Origin of the sequence: Salinimicrobium catena, assembly GCF_900102915.1 — a bacterium.
Lineage (GTDB): Bacteria > Bacteroidota > Bacteroidia > Flavobacteriales > Flavobacteriaceae > Salinimicrobium > Salinimicrobium catena.
Genome location: NZ_FNGG01000001.1, coordinates 585,775 through 599,722 on the forward strand (window position 1 = coordinate 585,775; position 13,948 = coordinate 599,722).

Genomic DNA, 13,948 nt, shown 5'->3' on the forward strand with positions numbered 1-13,948 from the left:
AAACTTGTATAAGTTCCTGTTTTTGAGAAGCTTTTAAGTTTTTGATTACCAAGGGCATAAAAATCCTTTTTCATGAAAAAAAGAACAGCAGCGATCACAGCTGTAGGCGCATATGTACCCGAATTTGTGTTGACCAACAAGATCCTTGAGACGATGGTTGACACTAATGATGAATGGATCACCTCAAGAACGGGGATCAAGGAGCGCAGAATACTTAAGGATCCCGATAAAGGAACTTCCTTTTTGGCTATAAAAGCTGCAGAAGACCTTATTGAGAAAGCCAATATTGACCCCGCAGAAATAGACCTTGTTATTATGGCTACCGCCACGCCCGATCTACCGGTAGCGGCAACAGGAGTTTATGTGGCTACCCAGATAGGGGCGGTCAATGCCTTTGCCTACGACCTGCAGGCAGCCTGCTCCAGTTTCCTCTATGGAATGTCTACTGCGGCAGCCTATATTGAATCTGGCAGATACAAAAAAGTACTTGTGATAGGAGCAGATAAAATGTCTTCTATTATTGATTATACAGACAGGACTACCTGTATCATCTTTGGAGATGGTGCCGGCGCTGCCCTTTTTGAACCTAACGAAGAAGGACTTGGGCTACAGGATGAGATCCTGAAAAGCGACGGGCAGGGAAGAGAATTCCTTAAGATCTCTGCGGGAGGTTCTATTCTCCCGGCTACCGCCCAAACCGTGGCAGATAAACAACATTTTGTGCACCAGGACGGGAAGACCGTTTTCAAATTCGCCGTTTCCAACATGGCCGATGTTAGTGCCAAGATCATGGAACGCAACAACCTTACTAATGAAGATGTTGACTGGCTGGTACCTCACCAGGCAAACAGGCGTATCATTGATGCTACTTCAAACCGCATGGGACTTGAAGAATCAAAGGTGCTCATGAACATTCAGCGATATGGCAATACCACTTCGGCAACTTTACCGTTGTTGTTAAGTGATTTTGAAAAGCAGCTGAAAAAAGGAGATAATCTTATATTCGCTTCATTTGGCGGAGGCTTCACCTGGGGCTCTGTCTATTTAAAATGGGCATATAATTCTTAAAAAAACACCCAACACTTAAACATTATGGATTTAAAAGAAATTCAGAATCTAATTAAATTCGTGGCCAAGTCCGGCGCCAGTGAGGTTAAACTGGAAATGGACGATGTGAAGATCACTATCAAAACAGGATCTGAAGACAAAGAGACCACGATCGTTCAACAGGTTCCTATGGGAGGAATGCAAGCGCAGCCGCAATTGCAGCAACCACAGCAACAACCGACACCGGCAGCGCAACCCGAAACTCCGGCTCCTAGCGGGGAGAAAGCAGCTCCTCAGGAAGATTCAAAATACATCACCGTGAAATCTCCTATCATTGGAACTTTCTACAGAAAACCTTCACCAGATAAAGGAGCATTCGTAGAAGTTGGTGACTCTGTAAAAGAAGGAGATGTACTTTGTGTGATCGAAGCGATGAAACTTTTCAACGAGATAGAAAGTGAAGTTTCAGGAAAGATCGTAAAAGTACTGGTTGATGACGCTTCTCCTGTAGAGTTTGACCAACCATTATTCTTAGTAGATCCATCTTAATAAATACCCAACAGCTGTAAGTTTTACCCTACAGCCAAAACTATACAGGTATGTTTAAAAAAATATTGATTGCCAACAGGGGGGAGATCGCCTTACGCGTGATTCGCACCTGTAAGGAAATGGGCATCAAAACGGTGGCGGTATACTCTACTGCCGATGCCGAAAGTCTGCACGTGCGGTTTGCCGATGAAGCTGTGTGTATAGGCCCTGCTCCCAGCAACCTTTCTTACCTAAAGATTTCCAATATCATCGCGGCCGCAGAGATCACCAATGCAGACGCCATACATCCCGGTTACGGATTCCTTTCTGAAAATGCCAAATTTTCCAAGATCTGTGCCGAGCACGATATCAAATTCATAGGAGCCAGCCCAGATATGATCGACAAGATGGGAGACAAGGCTACGGCCAAGGCTACCATGAGAGCTGCCGGAGTACCTTGTGTTCCGGGATCGGAAGGTATCCTTGAATCTTATGAGGATGCAGAAAAGATCGCCGATGAAATTGGTTACCCCGTAATGATGAAAGCTACCGCGGGAGGTGGTGGAAAAGGAATGCGTGCTATCTGGAAGAAAGAAGACCTGCGCAAAGCCTGGGACTCTGCCCGTCAGGAAGCAGCCGCAGCCTTTGGGAATGACGGGATGTACATGGAAAAGCTCATCGAAGAGCCTCGCCACATCGAGATCCAGATAGTGGGAGACAGCTCAGGAAAAGCCTGTCACCTTTCAGAAAGGGACTGTTCTGTACAGCGTCGCCACCAGAAACTGACCGAAGAGACTCCATCTCCTTTTATGACCGATAAACTTCGGAAGCAAATGGGAGACGCTGCCGTTAAAGCAGCCGAATTCATCAAATACGAAGGTGCGGGGACCGTGGAATTCCTTGTAGATAAGCACAGGAACTTCTACTTCATGGAAATGAATACCCGTATCCAGGTAGAGCACCCAATTACCGAGCAGGTTATAGATTATGACCTTATCAGGGAACAGATCCTTGTGGCTGCAGGAATTCCGATTTCCGGAAAGAACTATTTCCCGCAGTTGCATTCTATCGAGTGTCGTATCAACGCCGAAGATCCTTATCGCGACTTCAGGCCGTCACCGGGTAAGATCACCAATCTCCATGCTCCGGGAGGACACGGGGTGCGTATCGATACCCACGTGTATAGCGGGTATGTGATTCCGCCAAACTACGATTCTATGATCGCCAAGTTGATCACCACAGCTCAAACCCGCGAGGAAGCCATCAACAAGATGAAGCGCGCCCTTGATGAGTTTGTGATCGAAGGAATTAAGACCACTATACCTTTCCACAGGCAGTTGATGGATGAACCCGATTATGTTTCGGGTAATTACACCACCAAGTTCATGGAGACATTCAAAATGAAACCTGTTGAAGAACAATAATAAAGAGCCCCTTTTAAAGGGGCTTTTTTTATGGCTTTTTTGGGCGTTCCGCTGTTTTCAACAGCGGCGGGCCATTCGCTCTTAGTTTTTAAAAGCGCCGCTTTTAAAAAGCTATCCGCTTCTGTCCCTAACGCTTTTATTTTATAACTTCGTTGACTGCCTTTAAAAAAGACATTTTATGAACTTCTCTTTCTGGGAACAGGATTCCTGGTTTACCAATATAGATTATACTGTCATTGGCAGCGGCATCACCGGACTTAATTGCGCCCTTCGGCTTAAGGAGCGTTTTCCGCTGGCAAAAGTACTGGTTCTGGAAAGAGGCCTGCTCCCCAATGGGGCCAGTACAAAGAATGCCGGCTTTGCCTGTTTCGGGAGCCTTAGCGAGATCCTTGACGATCTAGGATCCCATTCTGAAGAAGAGGTCCTGGAACTGGTTCAAAAACGGGTAAAAGGCCTGGAATTGCTGCGCAAGAACGTGGGCGATGACAACATGGACTTTCAGCTTAACGGGGGCTATGAACTTTTCACCAAAGATGATGAAGAGCTGTTCGAGGAATGCCGCTCAAAAATGCACGAAATAAACCGGCTTTTAAAACCCATTTTTAAAGAGGATGTTTTTAGCGTTCGCAAAAATGGATTCGGTTTTGAAAATATTCAGCAGAACCTGATCTTTAACCGGTTCGAAGGCCAACTGCATACTGGGAAGATGATGAGCGTGCTGCTGCAAAAGGTGCAGGCTTCAGGGGTAAAGCTCCTCAATAATGTTTCAGTAAACTCTTTTTCCGAAGGGAATGCTTCCGTAGAAGTGAATACAGATAACTTCAGCTTTAAAACCAACAAACTGCTTATTGCGACCAACGGATTCGCTTCCCAGCTGGGTCTTTCCGAAGTGAAACCTGCCAGGGCACAGGTGCTGATCACCGATCCTATTGAAAACCTTAAAATTAAAGGCACCTTTCACCTGGACAGGGGCTATTACTATTTCAGGAACGTGGGCGATCGTATCCTTTTTGGAGGCGGCCGCAACCTGGATATCCAAGCCGAAGAGACCTGTGACCTGGAACTTACTGATCTTATTCAGAACAGGCTGGAAGAGCTATTGAAAACCACTATCCTTCCGAAGAAAGAATTCAGCATTGACAGGCGCTGGAGCGGGATAATGGGGGTAGGCGAGAAGAAAAAGCCAATTGTGAAACAGGTTTCCGAAAATGTTTATTGCGGGGTGCGTCTTGGCGGCATGGGTGTTGCTATAGGCAGCCACGTGGGGCGGGAACTGGCAGATCTAATCGAATAAAGGATGCTAAAGAGATTTTTCAGGTTCATTTTAAAGCTCATAGGGTGGTTCCTGCTCATCACAGTGCTCTGGGTCTTGCTGTACAAATGGGTTCCGGTGCCTGCCACGCCCTTGATGGTAATTAGGTATTTTGAACATCCTGAAGAAGCGCTTAAGCATGACTGGGTGGCAATGGAAGAGATCTCGCCAAACCTGCAGCTGGCGGTGGTGGCCAGTGAAGACCAGAATTTTCTAAACCATAACGGATTTGACTATGCGGCGATCCAAAAGGCCATTAAAGAGAACAAATCCGGCAAACGCACCCGCGGCGCCAGTACGATCTCACAACAGACAGCTAAAAATGCTTTTCTGTGGCCCCACAGAAGCTGGGTTCGTAAAGGTTTCGAGGTGTATTTCACCTTCCTTATCGAACTTTTCTGGAGCAAAGAACGGATTCTTGAGGTCTATCTCAACAGCATAGAAATGGGCAGGGGAGTTTATGGCGCCGAGGCTGCTTCAAAATTCTGGTTCGGTAAGAGCGCGGCACAACTCACTGCTTATGAGGCGGCGGCTCTTGCGGCTATTCTGCCAAATCCGCGGGAATACCGGGCGAGCCCGGCCAGCAGCTATATTCAGCATAGAAAGAACTGGATCGTGCGACAAATGCAGAACCTGGGGCGATTAAAATTTTAAAAGATGAGTGCAGAGACGAAAGAAAAATTATACACCGCCTGCCTGCAGTATGTCGAGGAGCGGCTTGCGAAGATAGATGCGGCGATCAAAGATCTGGAAGACGCGCTGAAACTGGAAACCAAATGTTCTATGGGCGACAAGTACGAAACTGGAAGGGCAATGCTGCACCTTGAATTCGAAAAACTTTCGGGCCAGCATGAGCAGTATCAAAAGCTGAGAAAGACCGCGAGAATGATAGATGCAAAAATGACATTTATGAAGGCTGGTTTTGGAGCGGTAGTGGAAACTACGCTGGCGAACTATTTCATAGCCATTCCGGCGGGGGAAATTTCTTTAGAAGAAGGTAAGTTCTATGCCGTGGGCGCTGGTTCCCCCATAGCCATGGCCTTATCTGGAAAAGCCGAAGGCGAAGAGGTTAGTTTCAATGGGAAAACCTTTAGCATTAAGAGGGTTTACTGATATTACCTTATCCTTTTTCCGAGCAGTTCCTCATCAATTTGGATCTGTATCTGTTCTCCTTCTTTCAGGTCTTCTAAATGTGTGAGCAGCACTTCGTGCCCGGACATTTCCGTGGCGATCAAGAAATGATTCCCCCTGAAAAATGTCTTTTTAACCACCGCTTTCATTCCGTTGTTATCAGCCAGCTTAACCTCATGCGGATAAAGAATAACCTTTTTTCTTGCAGCCACATCTGAAAGAAAGAGCTCTGCCGGCAGCTCGTTCACCTCTCCAAAAAGGGAAGCTACATAGCCATTTTTAGGATCCTGGTAAAGTTCCTGCGGTGTGCCCGAAGCAATAATGCGACCCGCCTTCATGGCAAAGGTCCTGTCGGCATAAGAGAGGGCATCTGTGCTGTCGTGGGTGGCTACTATTACAGTGATGTTCTTCTCTTTAAGATATGAGAAAAGGTTTCTTCGCAGCTTATTTTTTCTGAAGTGATCTATATGGCTAAAAGGTTCATCGAGAAGCAGAATCTCCGGCGGATTTGCCAGTGCGCGTGCCAGGGCCACCCGCTGTTGTTGCCCACCGCTAAGGACTTTGGCCTTTATCTTTGAAAAATCCCTCATCTCGACCAGGTCCAAAAGTTCGTTTACACGCTGCTGTTTTTTACGGGGAAACATGTTGGAAAGATATTTCCCAACATTTTCGGCTACACTGATGGAAGGCATCAGGTCAAAATCCTGGGAAAGGTATTTCATGAAATCTTCTCCGGGAACTATGTTGAAATTCGGGCCTAGCAGTTGTTCATCGTTCCAAAAGATCTTTCCGTCGACATGATGAAGGCCGTAAATGGACTGCAGCAGTGTACTTTTTCCGCAGCCGCTAGCACCAATTAACGAGACATTTTCCCCTTTCTCGAGTGTGAAGCTCAGGTTCTTTAAAAAGGGTTTGCTGGTGTAACCAAAAGAGAGGTTCCTTACCCGTAGCATAGAAGTGGTTTTCTTCTGCAAAATTACGGGATATAAAAAGAAAAAGCCTTCCGAAGAAGGCTTTTTTAAAGATTTATTAGGGCAAAAAATTATTGCTCTTGCGAAGCTTTAGGAAGCTGAGTATAACCCATGTTGTAAAGCGTGAATCCGAAGATATCGGCATACTGCTCGATGGTCTTGCTTACAGGAGTTCCCGCCCCGTGACCGGCGTTGGTCTCGATCCTGATCAACACAGGATTGTCACCAGATTGCTTGTCCTGAAGTTCGGCTGCGAACTTAAAGGAGTGTGCAGGTACCACGCGGTCGTCATGGTCACCTGTAGTTACCAAAGTGGCAGGGTACTCAACTCCTTCTTTCACATTGTGAACAGGAGAATAACCTTTCAGGTAATTAAACATTTCCTCATTGTCCTGAGCTGTTCCGTAGTCGTAAGCCCATCCCGCACCGGCAGTAAAAGTGTGGTAACGCAGCATGTCAAGCACACCCACAGCAGGAAGCGCCACCTTCATCAATTCAGGTCTCTGGGTCATGGTAGCTCCCACGAGTAGCCCTCCGTTTGATCCGCCGCGAATCGCCAGGTAATCACTTGAAGTGTAGTTGTTCTCGATAAGGTATTCGGCTGCAGCGATAAAATCGTCAAAAACGTTCTGTTTTTGCAGTTTTGTTCCGGCATCATGCCAGTCTTTTCCGTACTCACCGCCTCCGCGAAGGTTAGGTACGGCATAGATACCACCCTGCTCCATCCAAACGGCGTTGGCAATGCTGAAAGAAGGGGTTAGGCTGATGTTGAAACCACCGTAACCGTAAAGGATGGTCGGGTTCTTTCCGTTCATCTCAGTACCTTTTTTGTAGGTAATTATCATTGGCACCTTGGTGCCATCTTTTGAGGTGTAAAAAACCTGCTCGCTGGTGTAGTCTTCAGGATTGAAGTCTATCGCGGGTTTGTTGTACAGTTCAGAAGTACCTTCCTCGATCTGGTACTTATAGATGCTTCCCGGCGTTACATAGTTGGTAAAGCTGTAGTACAGCACATCTTCTTCCTCTTTTGCGCTGAAACCGCCTGCAGAACCTACTCCCGGAAGTTCAACTTCCCTGATAAGTTTTCCTTCGTAATCGTATTGCTTCACGTTAGAAACCGCATCGACCATGTATTCGGTGAAGAAATATCCGCCCGCGGTTGAAGGAGTAAGCACATTTTCTGTTTCGGGAATGAAATCCACCCAGTTCTCAGGAGCCGGATTTGAAGCGTCAACAGTAACTATTCTTCGGTTTGGCGCATCAAGGTTGGTAACGATGTAAAGCTTGGAATCCACATTGTCGATAACATAACTGTCGGTTTCTTCGTGTCCTAAAATGGTCTTTAGCTTTGGGTTCTCTTCGGAAAGGTCCATCATGAACAATTTCCCGCCCGAAGTTGAATTCCTGGCAGAAATGAACAGGTACCGGTTATCGTCAGAAACGCTTCCGCCAACATAACGGTGTTTCTGGTCTTCGGTTCCTCCAAAGATCAGCTTGTCGTCATCCTGACTGGTGCCAAGCTCGTGGTAATACAGTTTGTGCTGATCTGTTTTGGCAGAAAGTTCACTTCCTTCAGGCTTATCGTAGCTTGAATAGTAGAAGCCTTCGTTGCCTTTCCAGGAAATTCCGCTGAATTTCACATTTTGAAGCGTATCTTCTTTGATCTCCTTTGTTTCGGCATCCATTACGATGATCTTTCTCCAGTCGCTTCCGCCTTCAGAAATAGCATAGGCAAGGGTTTTTCCGTCTTCAGAAAAATTCATTCCGCCTAAAGAAGTGGTGCCATCTTCGCTGAACTTATTAGGATCGAGAAATACCTCGGCAGGGGCATCTTCAGACTTCTTGCGGTAGATCACGTACTGGTTCTGCAATCCGTCATTTTTTGCGAAATAGATGTAATCTCCTTCTTTGAATGGAGCGCCTATTTTTTCGTAGTTCCAAAGAGCAGAAAGTCGGTTTTCGAGCTCTTCTCTAAAAGGGATCTTTTGAAGGTAGTCAAAAGTCACCTCATTCTGTGCTTTTACCCAGGTTTCGGTCTCTGCGCTGCGGTCGTCTTCCAACCAGCGGTAAGGATCCTTCACTTCTGTCCCGAAGTAGGTGTCAACGGTATCGACTTTTTTAGTTTCAGGATAATCCAAAGCAGTGGTGTTTTTTGAGATTTGATCTCCGCAGGAAACTAAGGTTCCGGCTGCGCAGATGCTCATTAATATTTTTTTCATTTTTAAGTATTTATGAGAAGGCTCTAAAAGTAAGAAATTCCTTCAGATTTTGCTGAAAAAATAAAGGCTGCCAATAAAGGGCAGCCTTTGTTATTCCAAAAGTGGTTATACAAGCTTGTTCTCTACAAGATATTCTGCGATCTGCACGGCGTTGGTGGCGGCACCTTTTCTCAGGTTGTCGGCCACGATCCACATGTTGAGCGAATTGGCCTGCGAGTTGTCCCTTCTTATCCTTCCTACGAAAACGTCATCTTTTCCTTCAGCATAAATAGGCATAGGGTAAGTGTTGACGTCGAGGTTGTCCTGTACCTTGATTCCGGGGAAATCGCTCAGGATCCTGCGTACCTCATTGATCTCGAAATCATTTTCAAAGGTTATGTTCACCGATTCACTGTGACCACCCACTACAGGGATCCTGATGGCCGTAGCGGTAACCGCTACAGAATCGTCCTGCAGGATCTTTTTGGTCTCGTTGGTGAGTTTCATCTCTTCCTTGGTATAGCCATTCTCCTCAAAAACATCACAATGCGGAATGGCATTGCGGTGAATGGGGTAGGGATACGCCATTTCTCCCTGCTTCCCGGCGTACTCATTTTCAAGCTGTTCAACGGCTTTTACCCCGGTTCCTGTAATGGACTGGTAAGTAGAAACCACCACGCGCTTAATATTGTATTTCTTGTGCAGCGGAGATAATGCCATCACCATTTGAATGGTAGAGCAATTTGGGTTTGCGATGATCTTGTCTTCGGAAGTCAATTCTGAAGCATTGATCTCAGGCACGATAAGTTTGTTCTCCGGGTTCATTCTCCAGGCCGAAGAATTGTCAATCACGGTTGTGCCGGCTGCAGCGAACTTTGGGGCCCATTCCAGGGAAGTCTCCCCTCCCGCTGAAAAAAGGGCTATTTCAGGCTTTTTTGCAACCGCATCCTCTAATCCTATTACCTCAAATTCCTTATCGCGGAATTCTATTTTTGTACCAACAGACCTTTCCGAAGCAACGGGGATCAATTCCGTAACCGGGAAATTCCTTTCTGCAAGCACTTTTAACATTACCTGGCCCACCATACCGGTGGCGCCTACTACTGCTACTTTCATATTCTTATTTTATGGCCTCTCAAAAAGGGTCCTTTTGAGAAGGATTAAAAATTCAGTTTTTCACAGCTATTCATTACAAAAACCTTTCCTGAATAACTGGGTGCAAAGGTATTGTACCGGCATTGATTAAAAGAAAAAGAGGGCAATAAAAAAGTGAAAATGGAATTCTTTATAACCACTTTATACAAATTGTTAAATATGAGGGGTTTCAAAAAAGAAACCCGGAGATTTTCCGGGGTTTAGGGATTAAATAATATGCAGTGTAGCGGTTACTACGAGCGTTCTATTCTAGTTTCACAAAAATAAGGTTTTCAACTGCCTTATTAATATTTGGTGAAGTTAATTTATATTATGACTTATTCTGTTTTTTCAGTTCATCCCGAATTTCGGTAAGCAACTGCTCCTGGGAAGGCCCTTTGGGTTCGGTCACTTTAGGCGCTTCCTTTTTGGTCTTGGTGCGTTCGTAGGCGCGCAATACTAGGAAGATGAAGAAAGCTACGATGATGAAGTAGATGATGGCCTGGATCACATTTCCGTAGGTGATCACTGCGGCTTCGGCTTCTTTGGCGGCATCCAGAGTCTCATATGAATTGCCGTCGAGAGAAACGAACTTCTGCGAAAAATCGACTCCTCCTGTGATCACTCCAATCAGCGGCATGATGATATCGGCTACTACCGAAGATACGATCTTGTTAAAAGCGGCACCTACAACTACTGCTGTTGCCAGGGCAATGATGTCGCCTTTCATAAGAAAGGCCTTGAAGTCCTTGAAGAATCCCATGTTGATTTTTAGTTGGTTAGAGACTAAATATAAAAATTATTCTCCAACCAGGACGCGTTTTACACGCTGAGAGATGCCGGTAATAAGTTCGTAGGAGATGGTGTTCCCTTTCGCGGCAAAGTCGGTAGCGTGCTGTGGGCCGCCAAAAATGATCACTTCGTCACCCTCTTTGCAGTCAATGCCGGTAATGTCTATCATTAGCATGTCCATACACACGTTCCCTATTATTGGTGCATACTTGCCGTTCACGATCACGCCGGCGCGGCCGTTGCCGTACTGTCTGTTGATCCCGTCGGCATGACCAATCGGAAGGGTGGCGGTTTTGGAAGGTTTTGAGGCAATGAATGCGCGGTTATAACCTACAGATTCCCCTTTTTTAAGGGTATGGATCTGCGAGATGATCGTCTTAAGAGTGCCAATTGGTTTGAGCTTTTCATCCTGCAGCTTTTCATTTCCGAAGCCATAAAGGCCAATGCCGGTGCGCACCATGTCAAAGGCCGCTTCTGGATAATTGATGATCCCGGAGGTGTTGCAAATGTGCAGCAGAGGGCGATACCCCAGTTCGTCGAAAAGTTTTAGTGCGATTCTTTTAAAACTGTGGATCTGTCCCAGGGTAAATTCTCTTTCGCGCCAATCTTCGCTTGCGGCAAGATGTGAAAAGAAGGAAGCGGCTTTAACAGCTTTTGTGCCGGTAAGCAGGTCTCGCACTATATCGGTTTCATTTTCTGAAAATCCAAGCCGGTTCAACCCGGTATTGAACTTGATATGGACGGGATAATCCTTCTGCTTTAGTTCTTCAGCAGTGTTTATGAATTCCTTCAGCACGAATTCGCTGTAAAGGCTGGGTTCCAGGCAATTCTCAATGAGCTCCTGAAAGTTATAGGATTGGGGGTGGAGTACCAGAATTGGAAGTTCGATCCCTGCTTTTCGAAGGGCAACTCCTTCCGAAGTATAGGCCACTGCCAGATAATCGGCCCCAAGTTCGGTTAGTTTCTTCGCTATTCCGGTGACATCACTTCCGTAGCCAAAAGCCTTGACCACGGCCATCAGCTTTACGCCCTGGTCTACTTTAGAGCGCAAATAGCGGTAGTTGTGCTCAAGGGCATTAAGATCTATTTCAAGTACGGTCTCCCTGGCTTTCGGCATGCTCGCTTCTTTTATCCCTGTTCAGTTCTTCTGGCTCATGGACCTCAAATTCCTTTAATTTTTCTTTTAACCGTGCCTTGTAAAAAGCACCACGGCTAAGCGGTTCATATTCTTCGGTCTCCCCAAGCATCACCAGGTCCTCGTTAGAAGTTTTTCTGTAGCTGTACTGGGCGAGATTTCCTGTGCGGGTACATACGGCATGTACCTTGGTAACATACTCGGCAGTAGCCATGAGGTTGGGCATGGGTCCGAATGGATTTCCTTTAAAATCCATATCCAGCCCGGCCACGATCACCCGTACACCTTTGTTGGCAAGATCATTACAAACCGAAACGATCTCCTCGTCAAAGAACTGGGCTTCATCAATGCCAATTACATCGCAGCCATCGGCCAGCAGTCTTATATTGGCCGCCGCCGGCACGGGAGTTGAACGTATCTCATTGGCGTCATGAGACACCACCATCTCTTCATTATAACGGGTGTCAATTGCGGGTTTGAAGATCTCCACCTTCTGCTTGGCGAATTTGGCGCGTTTGAGTCTGCGAATAAGCTCTTCGGTCTTTCCCGAGAACATCGAACCGCATATAACCTCTATCCACCCAAATTGCTCCTTGTGATTTACTGTATTTTCGAGAAACATTTTGTATTTTTCAAGACCAAAAAAACGAACTTCGCTTTTTGATAAAGGTGTGACAAATTTATCAAAAATACAACCGCATTTAATTCGTAAGCATGAAAGTTATGAAAAAGCAATTGAAAGAGGAACTGGTAACTTTGGCCGAAAAAATCATGGTTTTAAAAGGGCATGACGCTGTTTCTACAGGCGAACTAAGGGAACTTGCGAGACAGCTTTATGATAAGCTCACCATATTGAATTTTACTGAATCCAATCTTTTTACTTCTGAAGAAAAAAAGGAGGAAAATGAATTGGTACATACCGCGGAAAGGGTAAAATCGCCTCAAGAGAAAAGGACAGCAGAAGCCGCGGAAGAAACAGAGGAGGATGAATATGCGCCAACAGGAATGGAATACAACGATTCTGAAGCCATCACCGAGCCTAACACCGAAAAGATAAAAGATATCGTGGCGCAAATGCCCCCCGAAACACGACAGGTAGATGAACTTTTTGAGCATGTGCAACCAAAAAACTATCAGAAGAACGATATGAAAGATATTGGCGGAGTGCATTATGACCAGCTGCCGCAGTTCGAACCGGTGAGCAGTAACGGCCAACACGCCGACAAACCCCGGTCATTGAACGACCGCCTGAAAAAGGGCATCCACATTGGAGTGAATGACAGGCACGCCTTTATAAAACACCTTTTTGACGGCAGCACTGCAGATTATAACCGGGTGCTTTCTCAGCTCAATACCATAAAATCTAAAGAAGAGGCTCTGAATTTCGTGGCCAACATGGTGAAACCTGACTACAATAATTGGGAAGGAAAAGAGGATTACGAATCCCGCTTTTTGGCCATAGTTGAAAAGAAATTCGAGTAAAAAGCATTTATGTCTAAACTTTTTTTGGTGCCGACCCCCATTGGCAATCTGGAAGATATTACCCTTAGAGGGATTAGAGTGTTGAAAGAGGCAGACCTTATTCTTGCCGAGGACACCCGTAACAGTGGTAAGCTGCTCAAGCATTATGAAATAGCCACTCCCATGCAAAGTCATCACATGCACAATGAGCACAAGACGGTAGAAAACGTTGTGCGGCAAATCCAGAACGGGAAGACCGTGGCTCTCATTAGTGATGCCGGTACCCCGGCTATAAGCGATCCCGGTTTTTTGCTCACCCGCGCCTGCGTAGAAGCGGGCATCGAGGTAGATTGTCTTCCCGGAGCAACCGCCTTTGTTCCTGCCCTGGTGAATAGTGGATTGCCTAATGATAAGTTCGTTTTTGAAGGTTTTCTCCCGGTAAAGAAGGGACGCCGAACCCGCCTGCAGATCCTGGCCGAGGAGAGCCGCACCATTATCTTATATGAATCTCCTCATAAACTGCTGAAGACCCTTTCCCAGTTCAAAGAATATTTTGGAGAAGAAAGACCTGTTTCCGTTTCGCGGGAGATCACTAAACTTCACGAAGAAACAGTGCGGGGGACGGTGGCTGAGGTCCTCGCTCACTTTGAGGCCAAACCTCCAAAAGGGGAGATCGTGATCGTGGTAGGAGGAAAGAAAGACTGAGCAGGTTTTTTGCAGATACCTTCAGAAAGAAATTTCCTCAGTTCTTACACTTTTCAAACCGTGTAGGGTGAAGATCATTTTGAAACAATCTGTATTTTTGAGCAAAAAAT

The 13,948-nt window shown here is 46.0% G+C and carries 14 protein-coding genes; 8 read left to right on the forward strand and 6 right to left on the reverse strand.

The annotated features are described in order from the left end of the window. Window positions 1-72 precede the first annotated feature (72 nt). The 6 genes from BLS64_RS02645 to BLS64_RS02670 all read left to right on the forward strand — a co-directional run bounded on the left by BLS64_RS02645 (window position 73) and on the right by BLS64_RS02670 (window position 5,424). Complete coding sequence (locus BLS64_RS02645) at window positions 73-1,068, forward strand: beta-ketoacyl-ACP synthase III (RefSeq protein ID WP_093111436.1); 996 nt, start codon at window positions 73-75, stop codon at window positions 1,066-1,068. 24 nt (window positions 1,069-1,092) lie between these two features. Next, on the forward strand, window positions 1,093-1,596 hold the full coding sequence (gene accB / locus BLS64_RS02650) for an acetyl-CoA carboxylase biotin carboxyl carrier protein (protein WP_093111438.1): 504 nt from the start codon (window positions 1,093-1,095) through the stop codon (window positions 1,594-1,596). 50 nt (window positions 1,597-1,646) lie between these two features. After that, window positions 1,647-2,999: an acetyl-CoA carboxylase biotin carboxylase subunit gene (gene accC, locus BLS64_RS02655; protein ID WP_093111440.1), complete on the forward strand. Its 1,353-nt coding sequence runs from the start codon at window positions 1,647-1,649 to the stop codon at window positions 2,997-2,999. Between the two features lie 178 nt (window positions 3,000-3,177). Then, the gene (locus BLS64_RS02660; protein WP_093111442.1) at window positions 3,178-4,293 is read left to right on the forward strand and encodes an NAD(P)/FAD-dependent oxidoreductase; all 1,116 of its coding nucleotides are present in this window, start codon (window positions 3,178-3,180) and stop codon (window positions 4,291-4,293) included. Between the two features lie 3 nt (window positions 4,294-4,296). Beyond that, window positions 4,297-4,965 (forward strand): monofunctional biosynthetic peptidoglycan transglycosylase, encoded by a 669-nt coding sequence (mtgA, locus tag BLS64_RS02665; protein ID WP_093111444.1) that lies wholly within the window; start codon window positions 4,297-4,299, stop codon window positions 4,963-4,965. A 3-nt stretch (window positions 4,966-4,968) separates the two neighbouring features. Beyond that, window positions 4,969-5,424, forward strand: coding sequence for a hypothetical protein (locus BLS64_RS02670; protein WP_093111446.1), 456 nt, complete (start codon window positions 4,969-4,971; stop codon window positions 5,422-5,424). Between the two features lie 2 nt (window positions 5,425-5,426). Here the strand turns inward: BLS64_RS02670 and BLS64_RS02675 are convergent, their stop codons facing one another. The 6 genes from BLS64_RS02675 to BLS64_RS02700 form a co-directional block, all read right to left on the reverse strand. Then, entirely contained in the window at window positions 5,427-6,395 is a 969-nt protein-coding gene (locus BLS64_RS02675) for an ABC transporter ATP-binding protein (protein ID WP_093112277.1), read from the reverse strand. A gap of 89 nt (window positions 6,396-6,484) precedes the next feature. After that, entirely contained in the window at window positions 6,485-8,632 is a 2,148-nt protein-coding gene (locus BLS64_RS02680; protein WP_093111448.1) for a prolyl oligopeptidase family serine peptidase, read from the reverse strand. Between the two features lie 105 nt (window positions 8,633-8,737). Next, complete coding sequence (locus BLS64_RS02685) at window positions 8,738-9,727, reverse strand: aspartate-semialdehyde dehydrogenase (RefSeq protein WP_093111450.1); 990 nt, start codon at window positions 9,725-9,727, stop codon at window positions 8,738-8,740. A gap of 349 nt (window positions 9,728-10,076) precedes the next feature. Next, complete coding sequence (gene mscL, locus BLS64_RS02690) at window positions 10,077-10,508, reverse strand: large-conductance mechanosensitive channel protein MscL (protein ID WP_093111452.1); 432 nt, start codon at window positions 10,506-10,508, stop codon at window positions 10,077-10,079. A gap of 36 nt (window positions 10,509-10,544) precedes the next feature. Further along, entirely contained in the window at window positions 10,545-11,654 is a 1,110-nt protein-coding gene (gene alr, locus BLS64_RS02695; protein WP_093111454.1) for an alanine racemase, read from the reverse strand. Further along, window positions 11,626-12,294 (reverse strand): thymidine kinase, encoded by a 669-nt coding sequence (locus BLS64_RS02700; protein WP_093111456.1) that lies wholly within the window; start codon window positions 12,292-12,294, stop codon window positions 11,626-11,628. Before BLS64_RS02700 ends, alr begins: the two co-directional genes overlap by 29 nt. Before the next feature lie 92 nt (window positions 12,295-12,386). On the opposite strand from BLS64_RS02700, the gene BLS64_RS02705 reads away from it, so the two are divergent. Together BLS64_RS02705 and rsmI are read left to right on the forward strand one after the other, a co-directional pair. Further along, window positions 12,387-13,154, forward strand: coding sequence for a hypothetical protein (locus BLS64_RS02705; protein ID WP_245693360.1), 768 nt, complete (start codon window positions 12,387-12,389; stop codon window positions 13,152-13,154). Window positions 13,155-13,163: 9 nt separating this feature from the next. Beyond that, a complete protein-coding gene (gene rsmI, locus BLS64_RS02710) occupies window positions 13,164-13,838 on the forward strand; it encodes a 16S rRNA (cytidine(1402)-2'-O)-methyltransferase (protein ID WP_093111458.1) in 675 nt (224 codons plus the stop codon). Window positions 13,839-13,948 lie beyond the last annotated feature (110 nt).

What these genes read in the sequence shown, in the direction of transcription:
- accB (WP_093111438.1), top strand. Translation starts at nt 1,093, where the DNA reads ATGGATTTAAAAGAAATTCAGAATCTAATTAAATTCGTGGCCAAGTCC.
- mscL (WP_093111452.1), bottom strand. Translation starts at nt 10,508, where the DNA reads ATGGGATTCTTCAAGGACTTCAAGGCCTTTCTTATGAAAGGCGACATC.
- BLS64_RS02675 (WP_093112277.1), bottom strand. Translation starts at nt 6,395, where the DNA reads ATGCTACGGGTAAGGAACCTCTCTTTTGGTTACACCAGCAAACCCTTT.
- alr (WP_093111454.1), bottom strand. Translation starts at nt 11,654, where the DNA reads ATGCCGAAAGCCAGGGAGACCGTACTTGAAATAGATCTTAATGCCCTT.
- BLS64_RS02670 (WP_093111446.1), top strand. Translation starts at nt 4,969, where the DNA reads ATGAGTGCAGAGACGAAAGAAAAATTATACACCGCCTGCCTGCAGTAT.
- accC (WP_093111440.1), top strand. Translation starts at nt 1,647, where the DNA reads ATGTTTAAAAAAATATTGATTGCCAACAGGGGGGAGATCGCCTTACGC.
- mtgA (WP_093111444.1), top strand. Translation starts at nt 4,297, where the DNA reads ATGCTAAAGAGATTTTTCAGGTTCATTTTAAAGCTCATAGGGTGGTTC.
- BLS64_RS02705 (WP_245693360.1), top strand. Translation starts at nt 12,387, where the DNA reads ATGAAAGTTATGAAAAAGCAATTGAAAGAGGAACTGGTAACTTTGGCC.
- rsmI (WP_093111458.1), top strand. Translation starts at nt 13,164, where the DNA reads ATGTCTAAACTTTTTTTGGTGCCGACCCCCATTGGCAATCTGGAAGAT.
- BLS64_RS02645 (WP_093111436.1), top strand. Translation starts at nt 73, where the DNA reads ATGAAAAAAAGAACAGCAGCGATCACAGCTGTAGGCGCATATGTACCC.
- BLS64_RS02700 (WP_093111456.1), bottom strand. Translation starts at nt 12,294, where the DNA reads ATGTTTCTCGAAAATACAGTAAATCACAAGGAGCAATTTGGGTGGATA.
- BLS64_RS02660 (WP_093111442.1), top strand. Translation starts at nt 3,178, where the DNA reads ATGAACTTCTCTTTCTGGGAACAGGATTCCTGGTTTACCAATATAGAT.
- BLS64_RS02685 (WP_093111450.1), bottom strand. Translation starts at nt 9,727, where the DNA reads ATGAAAGTAGCAGTAGTAGGCGCCACCGGTATGGTGGGCCAGGTAATG.
- BLS64_RS02680 (WP_093111448.1), bottom strand. Translation starts at nt 8,632, where the DNA reads ATGAAAAAAATATTAATGAGCATCTGCGCAGCCGGAACCTTAGTTTCC.